Consider the following 16249-nt stretch of genomic DNA (forward strand, 5'->3'; position numbering starts at 1 on the left):
TCTGCGGTGTAATGCCGCACTGACGTTCCTGCGACGACCGCCGGGCGCGCAGTGCCCAAGAAGGAGTGCGTGCAGGACGTCTCTTCCATCGCGAATGGTTAAGACCCCGTTAAGGATGGCTGCCTACGATGCGGCCGTCCCATACGGAAAAGGCCACTCATGCAGACCGCCGCACACTCACCCGCGCACGCCCCTTTCGACGGACCGGGCTCCCGGTCCGCCACGCGCGCCATTCATGTAGGTCCGTGCTCGCCGCTTCGTCCGGAGGCCGAGTCGTTCATTCGCGATATATTTCATCGGCATTACGGAGCGCTGGTCAGCTCCATCGCCCCGAATCTTTTTGTTCTCGAAAAGCATAATGGCATCGCCGCGACGGCAGGTTGGCGGGGTGCCGATTACGACTCGCTGTTTCTCGAGCGTTACCTCGATGCGCCGATCGAAGCGGCGCTGGAAAACCTGACCGGACAGCGCGTCGAGCGCCGCCACATCGTCGAAGCCGGCAATCTCGCCTCCCGACACGCGGGCGGCAGTGTACAGGTGATCATCCAACTCGCACGACACCTCGCCGATCAGGGCTACGAATGGGTCGTCTTTACAGCCACGCGCCAACTGATCGGCATCTTCACCAAGTTGGGATTGCCGCTTCTGGCGTTGACCAAAGCCGACCCGAGCCGACTCGGCGCGGAGGCCAGTGAGTGGGGCACGTACTACAAGAGCGAACCGGTCGTCGTCGCCGGACGCATTCGCCTCGCTCTTGAACGCAATGGAGCTGGCGCATGAATGGCCAAGTCCTGTTCGAGGCCCTCGAACGCTACCCCGTAGGCGCAACCGTCTTCTCCAGCGACACGGAGACGTGGAATGCCGTCCGGGTGCAGGCGGAGATCGCCACGGCAACCGAACGTCTGGCCGGTGTGCGGGTATTGGCAATACTCGCCGACAACTCGCCGGACTGGGCCGTGGCTGACCTTGCCGCCTTGCGCAACGGCGTCGCCGTCCTGCCGCTACCGACGTTCTTCACGGAATCCCAGCTCGCCCATGCCTTGGAGCAAACCCGAGCCAACACCGTACTGACGGACCAGCCGCAACGCATCCTGGCGGCGACACCCGGCTTCCACATCGTCGCTACTCAACGCGGTTTGTATTGGATGCGGCGCGACATCGACGCGGCGGAGCTTCCCGTCGGGACGGCGAAGATTTCCTTCACGTCGGGCAGCACCGGCGCACCCAAAGGCGTTTGTCTGTCGGCGGACGGGCTGGTCGACACGGCGCAAGCCCTCAACTCCCGGCTCGGCCCGCTCGGAATTACCCGGCATCTTTCGGTACTGCCGCTTTCGCTCCTGCTCGAAAACTCTGCCGGCATCTACGCCCCTCTGCTCTGCGGCGCTCAGGTTCATTTGCCACCGCTGGCGGCAGTCGGCTGGCGTGGCATGGCAGGTTTCGCACCTGACGCTTTGCAGCGTCTTGTCGAGGCGCAGCGACCGGACAGCCTGATCCTCGTTCCCGAGCTCCTCAAGGCGTGGACACTCTATCTCGCGACGCGCGGGGAACCGGCCCCAGCGGGCCTCAAGTTTGTCGCCGTCGGCGGTTCGCGCGTCGAGCACGCCGCATTGCTCAAGGCACGGCAACTCGGCATTCCTGCATACCAGGGCTATGGCCTCACCGAATGCGGTTCGGTCGTCAGCCTCAATACTCCCGGTGACGATGATGCCGGGGTCGGCCGTCCTTTGCCGCATGTACACGTCCACCTACGAAACTCATGTGACGAAGGCGGAGGGGAAATCGAAGTTGTCTCCCGAGCCTTCCTCGGCTACCTCGGTGATACACCAATTGAAGCTGGCCGGCCCTACGCGACGGGAGACCTGGGTTCGATAGCCGACAACGGCCATCTGCATCTCTCCGGCCGGCGCAAGAACCTGCTGATCACGTCATACGGCCGCAACGTGTCGCCCGAGTGGGTCGAGTCGGCCCTCCTGGCGCAACCGGAAATCATGCAGGCGGTTGTCGCCGGCGACGGCCATGCCACGCTGTGCGCGATCCTCGTTCCGCTGCCCGGTGTGGCTCTCGACGTAATGAAAGACGCTGTCGCACGGGCCAATTCCGGCCTCCCGGACTATGCCCGCATCGGCAAGTGGATTACCGCCGCCCCCTTCACGCTGCAGAACGGACTGGCGACCGGCAACGGGCGCCCGCTCCGCCCTTCGATTATCGAACGTTATGCCGCTGAACTAGCGGCGCTCTATTCCGATGAGGAGAACCCCCATGCCTTTCTATGAGCGGCTTGCCGCCGAGACGCAGGCAGCCCGTGACTACCTGCTTTCCGCCCCGCTGATCCAGGACTGTCTGCACGGCGAGATTCGCAAGGAAAGCTACCTCGCGTTCCTCGGGCAGGCCTACCACCACGTGCGTCACACGACGCCGCTGCTCATGTCGCTGGGCGGACGCCTGCCCGATCGCCTTGCATGGCTACGCCGTGCCGTCGCCGAATACATCTCCGAGGAAATCGGCCATGAGGAATGGATCCTCAACGATATTGCAGCCGCCGGTGGCGACGCAGACGCAGTGCGCGTGAGCCGTCCCGACCTGCCTGCCGAACTGATGGTCGCCTATGCCTACGACCTCGTCCATCGGGGCAACCCGGCCGCCTTCTTCGGCATGGTGTTCGTGCTCGAGGGAACGAGCGTGGCGCTCGCCCTGAACGCGGCGGATCGCATCCAACAAGCGCTCGGCCTCCCCGACTCGGCCTTCTCCTACCTGCGTTCGCACGGCACGCTCGACCAGGAGCACACACGGCACCTCGCCGACCTGCTCGAAAAGATGACGCCCGACGATCAGGCCGACGTGCTGCGCGCCGCCCGCGTCTTTTTCAAGCTCTACGGCGACATTTTCCGTGCGTTGCCGACCGTTCGGGAACTGCGATGCAACTAACCCATGCACGCATTCTGCTAACCGGCGCCAGCGGCGGCTTGGGTTACGAGCTTGCCCGCCAGTTGTCCGGAGCCGGCGCCGCCCTGCTGCTGGCCGGACGCGAGCCGGCCAAGCTGGCCGAGCTGCGCGCCCTGCTCACCGCCCAAGGCGGCGAGGTAACGACAATTTGCGCCGACCTGACCCGTGCGGAAGGCGTCGCCGTCATCGCGCGGGCGGCACAGGACTTTCGTGTCAACGTACTGGTCAACAATGCCGGCGCAAGCGCCTTCGGACTCTTCGAAAACCAGGAGTGGCCAACCATCGAGCGCGTCCTCGCGACAAGCCTGGAGGCGCCGATACACCTGACGCACGCACTCGTTCCCTGGCTCCGCGCGCAGCCGCAAGCTGCCATCGTAAATATCGGATCGATGTTCGGCTCGTTGCCGTTTCCGGGCTTCGCCGCCTACTCAGCGGCCAAAGCCGGGCTGCGCGCCTTTTCCCAGGCGTTGCGCCGCGAGCTCTCCGATTCGTTGGTGAGTGTGGTGCATATTTCGCCACGGGCAATCGACACGCCGATGAACAGCGGCGCCGTCAACGCGCTCAACGCGGCACTCGATACGCACAGCGATCAGCCGAGCGAAGTTGCCCGAGAAATCGTCGCCGCCCTTGCTCGCAACGAAGTCGAGCGTCACATCGGTTTTCCCGAACGACTGTTCGCGTGGGTCAACGGCCTGGCGCCACAGGTCATCGATCGTGCCCTCGCCGGCAAGCTGCCGACGATCAAGCAGCACGCCGCGCGCCCGCACTGAATACTCGCCGCGAGGCCGTCCTCGCCGGCACCAATCATTTGATTTTGTCTTGAAAGGAATTCGCATGCACGCTGTTTCGAAACTCCTTGCTACCGCCACGCTGGCTCTCATTCTTGGTGGCCATGCCTTCGCACAAAACGGAGAGGATTCGGTCCGCGCCATCCAAACGAAATGGGCGGAGATCAAGTACAAGACACCGGAAAAACAGCAGGCCGAGCAGTACCACGCTTTGGCACAGGAAGCGCGCAAGGCCGCCGAGTCCCACCCCGGAACGGCGGAACCGTTGGTTTGGGAAGGCATCGTGCTATCCAGCGAAGCCGGCGTGCGCTCCGGCTTGGGCGCACTTTCCCTGGCCAAGGAAGCCCGCCAGCGTCTGGACGAAGCAGTGAAGATCAACGGCGAGGCGCTGAACGGTTCCGCCTACACCAGTCTGGCCACACTCTACGCCAAGGTTCCCGGGTGGCCGCTCGGGTTCGGCGACAAGGGCAAGGCCGAGGAGTACTTCAAGAAGTCGCTGGCGGTCAATCCCGATGGTATTGACCCGAATTTCTTTTACGGCGAGTATTTGATGGATAACGACCGGCCGGCGGACGCTCGCCGGCACCTCGAAACGGCGCTCAAGGCGCCCGCGCGCCCGGGCCGGGAACTCGCCGACAGCGGCCGTAAGCAGGAGATCAAGGCGCTGCTCGACAAACTCGAAAAGGAAGCGAAATAAGTGCGTGTGCTGCTCGTTGAAGACGACCCTCTGCTTGGAGACGGAATCAATGCGGGGCTGAAACTCGCCGACTATGCCGTCGATTGGGTTCGCGACGGGGAGGCGGCCAACCTCGCGCTGCTCGATCACGAATACGATGCCTGTGTACTCGATTTGGGACTACCGCGGCGCGACGGACTGTCGGTGCTCAAGGAGCTTCGCGGACGCGGCAGCCGTCTGCCGGTCCTCATTTTGACGGCGCGAGATACCAGCACTGACAAAATCTCCGGGCTCGACGCGGGCGCGGACGACTACCTAACCAAGCCTTTCGACTTGCCCGAGATGCTGGCCCGTTTGCGCGCCATCGTGCGCCGTGCCACCGGCGAGGCCCGGCCGACGCTGGAACATGCCGGCGTCGTTCTCGAGCCAGCGGCGAAAACTGTGACGTTCAAGGGCCAGCCTGCCACCTTGTCGGCACGCGAGTTCGCGCTCCTGCACGATCTGATGCGCTACAAGAATCAGATCCGCACTCGCGCGCAGCTCGAAGAGAGCCTGTACGCCTGGGGCGAGGAAACCGGAAGCAACACGGTGGAAGTCTACATTCACCACCTGCGCAAGAAGTTCGGTGCCGATTTCATCAAGACCATCCGCGGCCTCGGCTACCAACTCGGCGACACGCCGTGATTTGCTGCCTCGATAGCGGACCGGTTGTTTCGCTGCGCCGGCGGCTGCTCACCCTCGTCTCGGTATCGTCCGTGCTCATCCTCTGCGTGGCAGCTACGCTGAGTTACCGGCAGGCGCGCCACGACGTCCAGGAACTGATGGACAGCCAGATCGCCGGAACCGCGCGCTTGATGCTCGCGCAAGTCCAGCATGGGCCGGAACACCTCGCCGATCTGCCGAACCTGATCGCCAACCAACGCGGCTTGGCGGCACACAGTCGGCTCGCACTGGAATACACGATCGCCGACGCATCAGGCAAGGCGCTGGTGCGTTCGTCAGAAGCACCTGAACTGTCGCGCAAGGGCAAGCTCGGTTTTTCCACGAGCAACGCGGGGGGCATCGGCTGGCGCAACGTCGTCCTCGAAACCAGCGACGGGACCCATCGCATCCAGGTCAGCCAGTCACTTCGCGCTCGCGACAAGGAGGCCTTCGAAATCGCGAAGAAGACGGTCACGCCGCTCGGTTTATTTTTCCCGGTTTTTCTCCTTGCCATCTATGTCTCTGTCCGCAGAGGACTGAAACCGCTCGACGACCTCGCTGCCGACGTTTCGCAACGTACGCCGGAAAACCTCGCGCCGCTGGCGAATGCGACGGCGCCGCGTGAAGCGCAACCGCTTGTTGCGGCGCTCAATCGGCTGCTGTTCCGACTTGCCGGTTCGCTGGAAAACGAGCGGCGCTTCACGTCGGATGCCGCCCACGAATTGCGGACGCCATTGGCGGCTGTGCGTATCCAGACCCAAGTCGCTCTGCTCAGCGAAGATGCCGAGAAGAGGCGGCACGCACTGACGCAGACGCTAAAGGGCATCGACCGCGCCACCCGGGTGGTCGAGCAGATGTTGCGCCTGGCGCGCCTCGAACCGCTTGCCGGGATTACCCATGCGCAACCCGTCGACTTGGCTGAGTTGGCACGCGAAGTCGCTGCGGCGGTACTCGACAGCGCGCCCGACAGCGTCATCGCGCTCTCGGTGGACGAAGAGACGCCGACGATAGACGGCGACGCCGAACTCCTCGGCGTCGCGCTGCGGAATCTGATCGACAACGCCGTCCGTTACTCGCCTCCGGCCAGCACCGTGGCCGTCAGTCTGCGCTGTAAGGACGGAGACATTCGGCTGTCGGTATGCGACCGCGGCCCTGGCGTCGCGGACGATGAATTGCCGCGCCTCGTCGAGCGTTTCTATCGCGGCCCAGCGGTAAGCGCCGAGGGAAGCGGATTGGGCTTGACGATCGTGCAGCGCATCGCGGAGCTGCACGGCGCGACGCTGGAACTGGCCAACCGTGAAGGCGGCGGTCTCGACGCCACGCTCCGTTGGCCCGCACGCCGCTCCGGCGGAGCGCTTGACCCCCGGGCGTCGGCGGCCTCGGCCACGATCGCCGGCTAAGTCGCTGCCGAGGATCGCTAGGTACCTGCCCGCTCGATTGGGCATCCCCCGTGCGCCCCACACGGCCGTGCTCCGATAAGACGCTTGCCGCGGGGGTGGTTTCCCGCGGCCTTTCGTTCTCTTTTCTTTGCCGAGTCAGGTCGGTCGCCTAGACCTTATACACCGCCAGGGCCTGGGCAATCTCGCGGCTCATCTCGCTCATGCGATGCACGGCCTGGGCGGTGCTCTCGGCCGCCGCGGTGTTGCGCTCGGTCATCTGGGCGATCTGTTCGATGCGCTGGGAGATGGAGGTGCTGGCGGCACTCTGTTCGCGCACGGCTTCGCTGATCTCTTCGACGGCACCGACGACGGAGTTGGAGCCTTCTTTGATGCTTTGGATGGATTCGCCGGCGCGTTGGGCGTTCTCGACGCCGACGTCGACTTCGCGTACGGCGGCGACCATGCTGTCGACGGCTTGTTTGGCGCTGCCTTGCATCTGTTGCAGGAGGGTGGAGATCTCTTGCGTGGATTTGGAGGTGCGTTCGGCGAGTTTGCGTACTTCGTCGGCGACGACGGCGAAGCCGCGCCCTTGTTCGCCAGCGCGGGCGGCTTCGATGGCGGCGTTGAGGGCGAGGAGGTTGGTCTGGTCGGCGATCTCTTTGATGATGTTGGCGACGGAGGAGATGCTTTCGCTGTCGTTGCGCAGGGCTTCGATGCGGCCGGAGGCTTCGCGTACGGAGTCGGAGATGGTCTGGATGCCGTGGACGGTGGAGAAGATGACGTCGGCGCCTTGGTCGGCTTTGTCGCGGGAGGCCTGGGTGTTGTGGCTGGCGTCCTGGGCCTGGTTGGCGACCATGGAGATGCTGACGGTGAGTTCTTCGATGGCGGCGGCCATGCCGGAGGAGGCGTCGCTCTGGGCCTGGGAGTTTTCGGCGATTTCGCTGGAGGTGGTGTTGACTTCGTCGGTGATGGCGGCCATGCGGGCGGCGGCGGCCTGGACTTCGCTGAAGCTGGCGCGCAGGCGGACGAGGAGTTCGTTGTAGGCGTGCAAGGTACGGCCGACTTCGTCGTTGGAGGTGACGGCAATGGTGTCGCGGAAGTCGAGTTCGTTGGCGGTGCGGGTGATGGCGCGTTGCATGGCGCCGAGCGGGCCGGTGATGGAGCGGCCGAAGAAGAAGCCCATGACGCCGATGACGGCGACGCCGAGTACGGCCGCGGAGAGGGTGATGGCCAGGGTGCGCGTGAAGGCCGATTCGGCGGAGGCGGCCACGGCGTTGACGTTGTTGATGTGGATTTCGACCAGCTTGTCGAAGGAAGCGGCCAGTCGCTGATGCAGCGGCCCGATGTCGCTCTGCACCATCATCATCGCCATCTCGTTACTCTGCGCGGCGAGTTCGCTGATCTGTTTTACGCGCGTGACGAAAGCGCCCAAACTGAGCTTCGTTTCCTGCAGCGCCTTCTCCTCTTCCGGATTCTTCTCGCGTTCCGAGTATTCCTTGATCTGCTTGAGCAGCTTCTGGTAGATCGCCGCCATCTCCTTATCCAGAGCCGCTCCCTTGTCGGGTTCGGCAGTGGCCGCCCGGTTATAGAGCAGCGGCACCGACGACAAGTAATCTGCCCGCATCCCGCTGACCAGCATCAACGCCGGCACGGTGTCTTCGGCGGTTTCCACCATGCTCAAGTTGACGACCCGTACGCCATACAGGCCGAAGAACGAAACCGCCGCACACGTCGCCATCGCGAAGCCGACGAGCATTCCGAGCTTTCTGCTGATCAACACTTTGCGTTCCCCCTGACGTTATTGATTTTGAGCAAAACGACGACGCACGGCCGCGCCTCACCGCTGCCCGTCGCGTTGTGAAATCGTTCGTATTGACGGCGCAACAGCGTCGTCAATTATCCTGCAACAGGGTCAATTCTTCGTTGATATGGCGCAAGCGGATCGACAACAGTCGCGCCAGCTTGGTCATGAGCACGAGCGCCACGCGCTTGTGTTCGTCCGCAAGGTAGTTGAATTTCTCGAGCGAGAGCACGTACATGTCGCAGTCGCGCGTTGCCACGGCGTCGTTGCTGCGCGAGCGGTTGTCGAGGAAGGCCTGCCCGCCGAGGAAATCGCCACGGCCATAGGTGGCAATGTGCTTCATGCTGCCTCCTCCGCCAAGCGCGGCCAACACTTTCACCTCGCCCTTGCGAATGAGGTAGAGGTCGTTGCTCGGGTCGCCACAGGAGTAGATCGTCTCGCCGGCTTTCCAGGAGCGCTTCTCCATGCAGGCTTCGAGGTCGACCAGCGTATCCGGCTTGCTGCCTTTGAAGAGCTCGATCTCATGCAATTCAAGCGGCGGCAGATCATCCTCGTCGGACGTCGTGCTCTCGCCCAGCAGCCGTGCTTCGACCCATTCGATCGCTTCTTCGAGCGTCGGCAGATAAATGACGACGTTTTCCTCGGAACGCAGACCGGCCAGCTCAAGGAACTCGCGCAGGTTCCGGCCATTCGGCATGCGTTCGCGAACGTTCGAAAGCAGCAACGGAACCTGCCGTTCGGCAAGCACGTCGCGTACGAGGTTGAGCATGTGCGCCGCTGTCACGTCGACCGACTGCACGCGCTGCAAGTCGAGAATCAGGAAGTCGGTTTTCGTCAGTTCCGGTTCGAGCGTACGGTAGAGTTGTTGCGCGGTGCCGAAGAAAAGGCTGCCCTGCAGCTCGAAGATGACCGCCGAATGCCCTTTCTTTTCGAGAATGCGCATCTCGTTCTCGGGCCGGTACCACGCCGAAGAGCGTTCGCCGACGAAACTCTTGCGGCGCACGACCGTGCCGCCGACTTGCTCGCGCAGGAAGAGCATGATCGAGAGAACGACGCCGACGGCCGAGGCCGCGATCAGCCCGATCGTCAGCGTGACGCCGACGACGGCAAGGACGACGGAGAAATCGAGGACCGTCGAACGCGATTCGAGAAAACGCAATGGATCGGTGTCGATCATGCGTATCCCGACGACGATCAGGACGCCGCCCAGTGTGGCCACGGGAATCCACGCGACAAACGAGCCAAGCAGGAGCGCGACACCCACGGAGAGCAGCCCCTGAATCCATGCGGAAATGCGCGTTTGGGCGCCACTCGAAAAGTTGACCATCGTGGCACCCATCGTCCCGGCACCCGGCATGCCGCCGATGATGGAAGCCGTCATGTTGGCCAAGCCTTGTGCAGCGAGTTCACGGTTCGAGTCGTGCCGGGTACGCGTCAGGCGGTCGAGGACGACGCAGGTCTTGAGAGTATCGATCGAAAGCAGCACGGCCAGGGTCAGGGCACTGCCGACCACCCCCGCCACTTGGCCGACCTTGAGCTCGCCGATCTGATTCCAGCGGTCGGTGATCAAGGCGACATAGCCTTCGCCCGTCGCACCGAGCGAACCGATCACGAGCGAGTTGCCGTCAAGCTCGAATAGCGTCGAATCAATGAGCCCCACCCCGGCATAGGCCAAGATGCCAGCGCCGATCCCTGCCACAGTGGCGGGAACCGCCTTGACGAAACGGCTGGAAAAAACCATCGCGGCGATCGTCGCCCCGCCGACGGCGAGACTTCGCCAATCCCAGGTCTCGGGCGAGGCCAACACCTGAAACCATCCGGTATCCGTCGCCACGCCGAAAAATTTGGACAACTGACTGCTGATAATGAGCAGCCCGACCCCTGTAAGGAAGCCACTGACCACAGGGTACGGGATGTACCTGATCAATCGCCCGACACCAAGGAAGCCGATGAGGATCTGAAACACCCCTGTCAGGATGCCGACGACGGTCATCATGAGCACGATGCTCGATGGGGCGACGCCCTGCCGCACGAGTTCGATGGCAAACGCGGAAAGCATCGCCGTCGCCGGTGCGCAGGGGGCACTGATCAGGCGGTCGGTGCCCCCGAACGTGGGCGCAACGAGCCCGAGCGCCATGGCGCCGAGCACGCCGGCCAAGGCGCCGAACGCGGCGTAATGCGGATCGATGACGGAGTACACCGTGACGCCAAAGCCGACGGACGCCGGCAAGGCCACTAGCATCGCGGCAAGGCCGCCCCAGAAATCCCCCGAGTGGCGCATCCAGGCGCCCGATAGTTCCCGCATTGCCCCTCCCGCGCTTCCTCTGCGCCTACGGCGCCGAAGCTTTTGTTCTAGACCGTGTCTGACTTTGTTGTCGTCGGTATCACTCGCTGGCCCACCCTATTCCGGATGAGCGATCAGCCGTTCTGCCGCTTCGTCGGCGGACGTCTCGTGATCCGGCTGCACGTCGTAGCCGATACTCGAAACCTGCGTGTTGATCCACCGCATGTCCGAAATCAGATCGAGGTGCGCGGAACTGCTTTCCATGGCGTTCGATACGCCTTCGCTCAAGCGTGCGATGTGGCGGCGCGAGCTGTCATGGCACATCTTCTTGAATGTGCGTTTGCGCTGCACGAGGACGTGGGCGGTTTCCGGGTGCCAAGCCATGATCACTTCCGCCGCCAACTGAGTATTCCCGATCAAATAACGGAACAGCGTATCGATCTCCTGCTTGCCTTCCTCGGAAAAGCGCTTGTTATCGCGCTTCATCGCCTCGGGAATCGTGATCATGCTTTTGCAAACAATGTCGCCGGCATTCTCGAGACTGGCGGTATAGCGGAGCAGCGCCGTAACACGCCGCTGATCATGGTCGCTGATGCCTTTGCGCGTTACGTCGACGGCATAGGAGCGAACCGCACGGAACAGCGAATTGACCTTTTCCTCCATCTTGAGGATTTCCTGCCGCTTCTCCGCATTTCCCGAAATGACGCCGTCAAGCATCGTTTCCAGCATGTTCTGCACGGTGCCGAGAATGCGCAGGACTTCCCGCGACAGCGCCGTGACCGGGAGAAGGTCGAGCTTGTCGTCGGTAGCGCACGAGGGGATGTATTTCGGCCCGATGTCGTCGGCCGGCTTCACAGCCGACGAGAACAGTCGATCGAGTGCGCGTCCGATCGGATGTACGAACGGCGCAAAAACGACAATCAGCGTGGAGTTGAACAGAATATGCAAAATGACGACCCGGAAGCTCGGATCGCCAGGAATCATGGTGTACAAGCCATCGATCAAGCGCAGGAAAACCATGCCGGCAAAAACGCCGCACAACTTGAAGATGCCATGCCCGACGACAATACGGCGCGCCGGCGGCGCCTGCGTCCACGTCATGATGATCGGCGGCACTGCATTGCCGAGGTTGATGCCGAGAATCGCGGCGATGATCAGGCCCGGCTCGTTGGTAATGCCGGCCTGCACCAGAGACGCCCAGAACAGAAGGATGGCGATCGACGAGTGTGCCAGCCAGGTGAGGATTCCGAAAAGAAGAACGGCGATCAACAACTCGTCGCCCAGTGAAGAGACGACGATGCGGACGAGATCGCTCGAAGCGAGTCCGCTCGATACCTGGCTCATGAAAGTGAGCGCAACGAGGATCATCGCGATGCCGAGCCCGATCCGCCCGACCTGCTTGAGCGGCGACCCCGTATCACTGTAGATCGAATGCAGCAAGTATCCGACGAACATCAGGACCGGCCACAGCGCCTTGAGATTGAGCGTCAGCAGAGCGGCCACGACCGCGCTGCCGGCATCGGCGCCGAGCAGCAGAATGAGGCCGTCGGCAACCGGGACCACACCGGTGGCCGCCAGTCCCGACGTGAATACAGCGACGGCGATCGAGCTTTGCAGGATCGTTGCCGCGCCGGCACCGGTGAGCAGGGCAATCAGACGATTGCGCAACGCCCGCTCGATAATACGGCGGATTCCCGAACCATAAATGCGCATGACGCCGGTGCGCGCCATCCGTACTCCCCAGAGCAGCAGCGTCGCCGCGCCGAGAATCATCGTCAGTTCGTAGGTGCCGGAATCCTGCATCGTTTTCTTCTGTTAGATCTAAAAGGAACCCAAATCGTCGACAACCAGCGTCGGTTGGCGTTCGAGATGCGGCAAGTCCTCGCGTTTGGCTTCACCACTCAGGACGAGGATGAAGTCGATGCCGGCATTCTCGGCCAGCAACTTATCGGTCGTCAGCCGGTCGCCCACCATGACCATTTCCTCCTTGCGGAACCGCTTGAGGAGCGGCGAAAGGATCACGGTGTTCGGTTTGCCGAACACGAGTTCGGGCAACCGCCCGGTCGCAGCCTCATAGAGCTTCACGAAACTGCCGGTGTCCGGCAACGGGCCTTGAGCTGAAGGACAGACGAGATCCGGGTGGGTCGAAAAGAAACGAACACCCGGGCGCTGCAGCAGCAGGCACGAGGTGGCCAGCTTTTCGTAAGTCAACTCGGTGTCGTAGCCGAGAACGACCGCCTGGCAGTCTTCGCCGGACGTGAACTCGATATCCGGCATCCGTTCGCGCAAGAAGACCTGAAAACTGCGATTGCCTACCGGATAGATGCGGCGGATCTTCTGCTCCTGCAGATAGTCGACCAACGGCAACAGTGGCGAGAGTATCCGGTCGAGCCCGATGTGCAGGTCGAAGTTGGCGAGCTTCTTGATGTAGTCGCCGAGATTCTTCGACGTGTTGTTGGTTAGAAAAAAAATTTCCCGGCGCCCCAAGTTGCGCCGGATGAAATCGATCGTCCCCGGAATGGGACGGTCCCCGAGGTAGACCGTCCCATCCAGATCAAAAACGAAGCAGTTTTTTTTTGAGATATCCACTTATTACATCAACCACTTCAGCGGTACGAGCGACAGGCTTGGGAAGAACAGCAGCAGGAACAGCACCGCGATCTCCATGATGAGGAACGGGGCCATCTTGCGCACCAAGTAACTCATCGATATTCCCGCCGAACCGCAGACCACGAACAACACCGTGCCGACCGGCGGCGTGATGACTCCGATACCGACGTTGAGCACGAACAGCAGGCCGAAGAAATACGGGTCGATACCGGCCGCCGTGGTCAGCGGGTAGAACACCGGCGCAAACAGCAGGATGTTCGGCGTCAGGTCCATCACCATGCCGGCTGCAAACAGGAAGATCATGATCGCGATCAACAGCAGCGTCGGCGTCGGAACCAGCGGCTCGAAGAAGGCTTTCATCTGCTCCGGAATCTGCGCCGCCGTGATGAACCAGCCCACCGCCGTCGCCGCACCGACGATCAGCATCACGACCGCCGTGCTGCGCGCTGCGGTGGCGCTGACGCGCAACAGGTTGCGGATGCTCAGTTCGCGGTAGTAGAACACCGTCACCAGGATCGCATATACGGCCGCGAACGCACCGCCTTCGGTGGGCGTGAATACGCCGAAGCGGATACCGCCGAGCAGGAGGATCGGCAACATGAAGGCCGGAGTCGATTCCTTGAGGATGTTGATCGCTTCCTCTTTGGTGAACTTGATGGTTTCGGTGTAGCCATCTTTGCGCACCACGAAGAACCACATCACCAGCAGGAAGAAGCCGATGATCAGGCCAGGAACGAGACCGATCATGAACAGCTTGGTGATCGACAACTCCATCGTCGCGCCGAGCAGGATGAAGTTGGCCGACGGCGGGATGATCGGGCCGAGGATGGCGCCCGACGAAATGATGCCGCCCGCGCGGCCGCGGTCATAACCGGCATCCTTCATCATCGGGTACAGGATGCCCATCAGCGCCGCGGCTTCACCGACTGAGCTTCCCATCAGACCAGCAAAGATTACGCTGGCAATGATGGTGGCGTAGCCGAGGCCGCCCTTGACGCGCCCGATCATCAACTGGGCCAACAGGATCACGCGCTTGGACAGACCGCCCTTGGCCATGATCTCGCCGGCGAAGACGAAGAACGGGATCGCCATCAGCGGATAGTTGTTGACCCCGTCGACCATCGCCTGCGGGATGATCATGAAATCGCCGTCGCCCGAATAAATCATCAGGACGATGGCCGAAAGCACCATCACCAGCGCGATCGGGATTTCAAGGATCAGGAAGAAGAAAAGGCTGCCGAGGAAAATCGCTAATTCCATGTCAGAACTCCTTCGGCTTGCGGTGGAATTCGGCAGCCGGCTTGCTGATAGTTCTGAACAGCGGCGGTATGCGCATGATGATGACCGCGATCGCCATCACGGGCAGCGTGCCGTTCACAAAAGCCATATTGAGTCCGGTAGCCACTGTTGCCGTGTCGATCGTTTGCTGCACGAGCGTTACACCGCCGACGGCGAGGAGCCCTAGCGCGGCGAGAGCCAGAAGTTGCGCAAAGATATCGACCGACTTTCTCGTCACCCCCGACATCAGGCTGGTAAACATATCGACGGCGATGTGGCGACCGCGATAGAAGCCTTCGATCGAACCGAAGAACGTGATGTACATGAAGAGAATTCGCGCCCATTCTTCGCTTGGCGCGAAACTCGCCTTGAAGACGTACCGCAGCATGGCGTTACTGAAGACCAGTCCGATCATGGACAGGAAAACGACGGCGCAGAAGACCTGGAAAGCAATTTCCCCCTTGCTTTCGTTCTCCTGCTCCTTTTCAGGCATGAGCTCACTCATCTTGCCCCCTCTTTTGTTTGTTGATTGAAGAACGCTCGCCAGCCGCTATCCACGGCTGTTATTTCCGAAATACCAAAACTCTGATCATCCTATGGGGCAAGGCGCTGTCGCACCCGCCTGCAGGCGACGTAATTGCGTCTGGTTTGGGAAAGCCGCTCCCGCGCTGCCGCGAGAACGGTTTCCCTGTTCCGGATTTGCCGTCCGTAGAGCGGTTACTTGTACTGCTTCACGCTTTCAAGGATTTCCTTGGCGTTCGGTACCGTGTCGTAAAACAGCTTCCACGTTCCCTGGCCAGCCTTTTCGAGTGCTGCCTTGAATTCGGCGTTCGGCGTCACGATCTTGCCGCCGCCCTTGGTGATCTGCTCAACGGCCTTCTTCTCGACATCTGCGGCCATCTTCCAGACTTCTTCAGCCGAGTACTTGGCGGCTTCGTCGAAGACCTTCTTGTCTTCCGGCGGGAGCTTGTTATAAAAGTCGTTGTTGATGTACAGCGAGTGAATGACCAGCAAGTGCCCGGACAACGTGATGTTCGGCGCGATTTCATACATCTTCAACGCGGTGATGTCCGAGAAGGGGCTGTCGCCGCCGTCGATCGTGCCTTGGTCAAGCGCCGACGGAACTTCCGCGAACGGCATCGGCTGGCCGCTCTGGCCCAGTTGCTTGGCGAATTCGAGGTAGAGCGGGATGTTCGGAACCCGCATGCGCAGGCCCTTCAGGTCGTTGATGCTATTCACCGGCTTCTTCGTGTAGAAGTGCCGGAAGCCGAGCGGGAAGGCGTTCATCACGGTCATCCCGGATTTCTCGGAGAAGCCCTTTGTGATCAGCTTGAAGGTCTCGCCGTTCATCGCTTTGTGAGCGTGTTCAAGGCTGTCGAAAAGCATTGGCGTTTCGAACATGGCCATCGACGGCTGCAGCGACGAGGTCTGCGTACCCGTTGCGCACATCTGGATGATACCTTTGCGCGTTTGGGCGATGTAGGCGTCTTCCTTGCCGAGCTGGCTGTTCGGGAAGACACGTACGTCGTACTTGCCGTTCGTCTTGTCCATGACGTACTTCGCGAACAGCTTCATACCGACCGTTTCCGGCTCGCCGTCCGGCTTCATGCCGGCGATCTTGACGATGATCTTGTCGGCCGCTTGCGCGGTCGGCAACATCGCCGCCCCGAATACCGCCATCAAGGAAAGAAGAAGAATTCTGCGTTTCATAGTTACCTCCATCATTATTTGAGTAGAAACGTTTGACACACTACGGTTACGCGTTGCCTGGTCTTGCTGCCCCCAATC

The 16249-nt window shown here is 61.8% G+C and carries 14 protein-coding genes; 7 read left to right on the forward strand and 7 right to left on the reverse strand.

Annotated elements, in window-relative coordinates; all coding sequences use genetic code 11:
* Window positions 1-159: 159 nt before the first annotated feature.
* The 7 genes from NZ453_RS01545 (at window position 160) to NZ453_RS01575 (ending at window position 6509) form a co-directional block, all read left to right on the forward strand.
* On the forward strand, window positions 160-780 hold the full coding sequence (locus tag NZ453_RS01545; RefSeq protein ID WP_263768512.1) for a thermostable hemolysin: 621 nt from the start codon (window positions 160-162) through the stop codon (window positions 778-780).
* Window positions 777-2273 carry an AMP-binding protein gene (locus tag NZ453_RS01550; RefSeq protein ID WP_263768513.1) on the forward strand — a complete coding sequence of 499 codons (1497 nt, stop codon included), beginning with the start codon at window positions 777-779 and terminating at the stop codon, window positions 2271-2273. The genes NZ453_RS01545 and NZ453_RS01550 overlap by 4 nt, the downstream gene beginning before the upstream one ends.
* Window positions 2260-2925 carry an iron-containing redox enzyme family protein gene (locus tag NZ453_RS01555; RefSeq protein ID WP_263768514.1) on the forward strand — a complete coding sequence of 222 codons (666 nt, stop codon included), beginning with the start codon at window positions 2260-2262 and terminating at the stop codon, window positions 2923-2925. Before NZ453_RS01550 ends, NZ453_RS01555 begins: the two co-directional genes overlap by 14 nt.
* Complete coding sequence (locus NZ453_RS01560; protein ID WP_263768515.1) at window positions 2916-3713, forward strand: SDR family oxidoreductase; 798 nt, start codon at window positions 2916-2918, stop codon at window positions 3711-3713. Before NZ453_RS01555 ends, NZ453_RS01560 begins: the two co-directional genes overlap by 10 nt.
* 64 nt (window positions 3714-3777) lie before the next feature.
* A complete protein-coding gene (locus NZ453_RS01565; protein ID WP_263768516.1) occupies window positions 3778-4428 on the forward strand; it encodes a tetratricopeptide repeat protein in 651 nt (216 codons plus the stop codon).
* On the forward strand, window positions 4429-5091 hold the full coding sequence (locus NZ453_RS01570; RefSeq protein ID WP_263768517.1) for a response regulator: 663 nt from the start codon (window positions 4429-4431) through the stop codon (window positions 5089-5091).
* Window positions 5088-6509 (forward strand): ATP-binding protein, encoded by a 1422-nt coding sequence (locus NZ453_RS01575; protein WP_263768518.1) that lies wholly within the window; start codon window positions 5088-5090, stop codon window positions 6507-6509. Before NZ453_RS01570 ends, NZ453_RS01575 begins: the two co-directional genes overlap by 4 nt.
* Window positions 6510-6657: 148 nt before the next feature.
* On the opposite strand, the gene NZ453_RS01580 is transcribed toward NZ453_RS01575, so the two are convergent.
* The 7 genes from NZ453_RS01580 to NZ453_RS01610 form a co-directional block, all read right to left on the reverse strand.
* Window positions 6658-8268, reverse strand: coding sequence for a methyl-accepting chemotaxis protein (locus NZ453_RS01580; protein ID WP_263768519.1), 1611 nt, complete (start codon window positions 8266-8268; stop codon window positions 6658-6660).
* A gap of 112 nt (window positions 8269-8380) precedes the next feature.
* On the reverse strand, window positions 8381-10594 hold the full coding sequence (locus NZ453_RS01585) for an SLC26A/SulP transporter family protein (RefSeq protein ID WP_263768520.1): 2214 nt from the start codon (window positions 10592-10594) through the stop codon (window positions 8381-8383).
* Window positions 10595-10690: 96 nt separating this feature from the next.
* Complete coding sequence (locus NZ453_RS01590) at window positions 10691-12376, reverse strand: Na/Pi cotransporter family protein (protein WP_263768521.1); 1686 nt, start codon at window positions 12374-12376, stop codon at window positions 10691-10693.
* Between the two features lie 18 nt (window positions 12377-12394).
* Entirely contained in the window at window positions 12395-13162 is a 768-nt protein-coding gene (locus NZ453_RS01595) for an HAD-IIA family hydrolase (protein WP_263768522.1), read from the reverse strand.
* 3 nt (window positions 13163-13165) lie between these two features.
* Entirely contained in the window at window positions 13166-14443 is a 1278-nt protein-coding gene (locus NZ453_RS01600) for a TRAP transporter large permease (RefSeq protein ID WP_263768523.1), read from the reverse strand.
* 1 nt (window position 14444) lies between these two features.
* The gene (locus NZ453_RS01605) at window positions 14445-14966 is read right to left on the reverse strand and encodes a TRAP transporter small permease (RefSeq protein WP_263768524.1); all 522 of its coding nucleotides are present in this window, start codon (window positions 14964-14966) and stop codon (window positions 14445-14447) included.
* 212 nt (window positions 14967-15178) lie between these two features.
* A complete protein-coding gene (locus NZ453_RS01610; protein ID WP_263768525.1) occupies window positions 15179-16171 on the reverse strand; it encodes a TRAP transporter substrate-binding protein in 993 nt (330 codons plus the stop codon).
* Window positions 16172-16249: the final 78 nt, after the last annotated feature.

Origin of the sequence: Propionivibrio soli (assembly GCF_025770765.1) — a bacterium.
In the GTDB taxonomy this organism is placed as follows: Bacteria; Pseudomonadota; Gammaproteobacteria; order Burkholderiales; family Rhodocyclaceae; genus Propionivibrio; species Propionivibrio soli.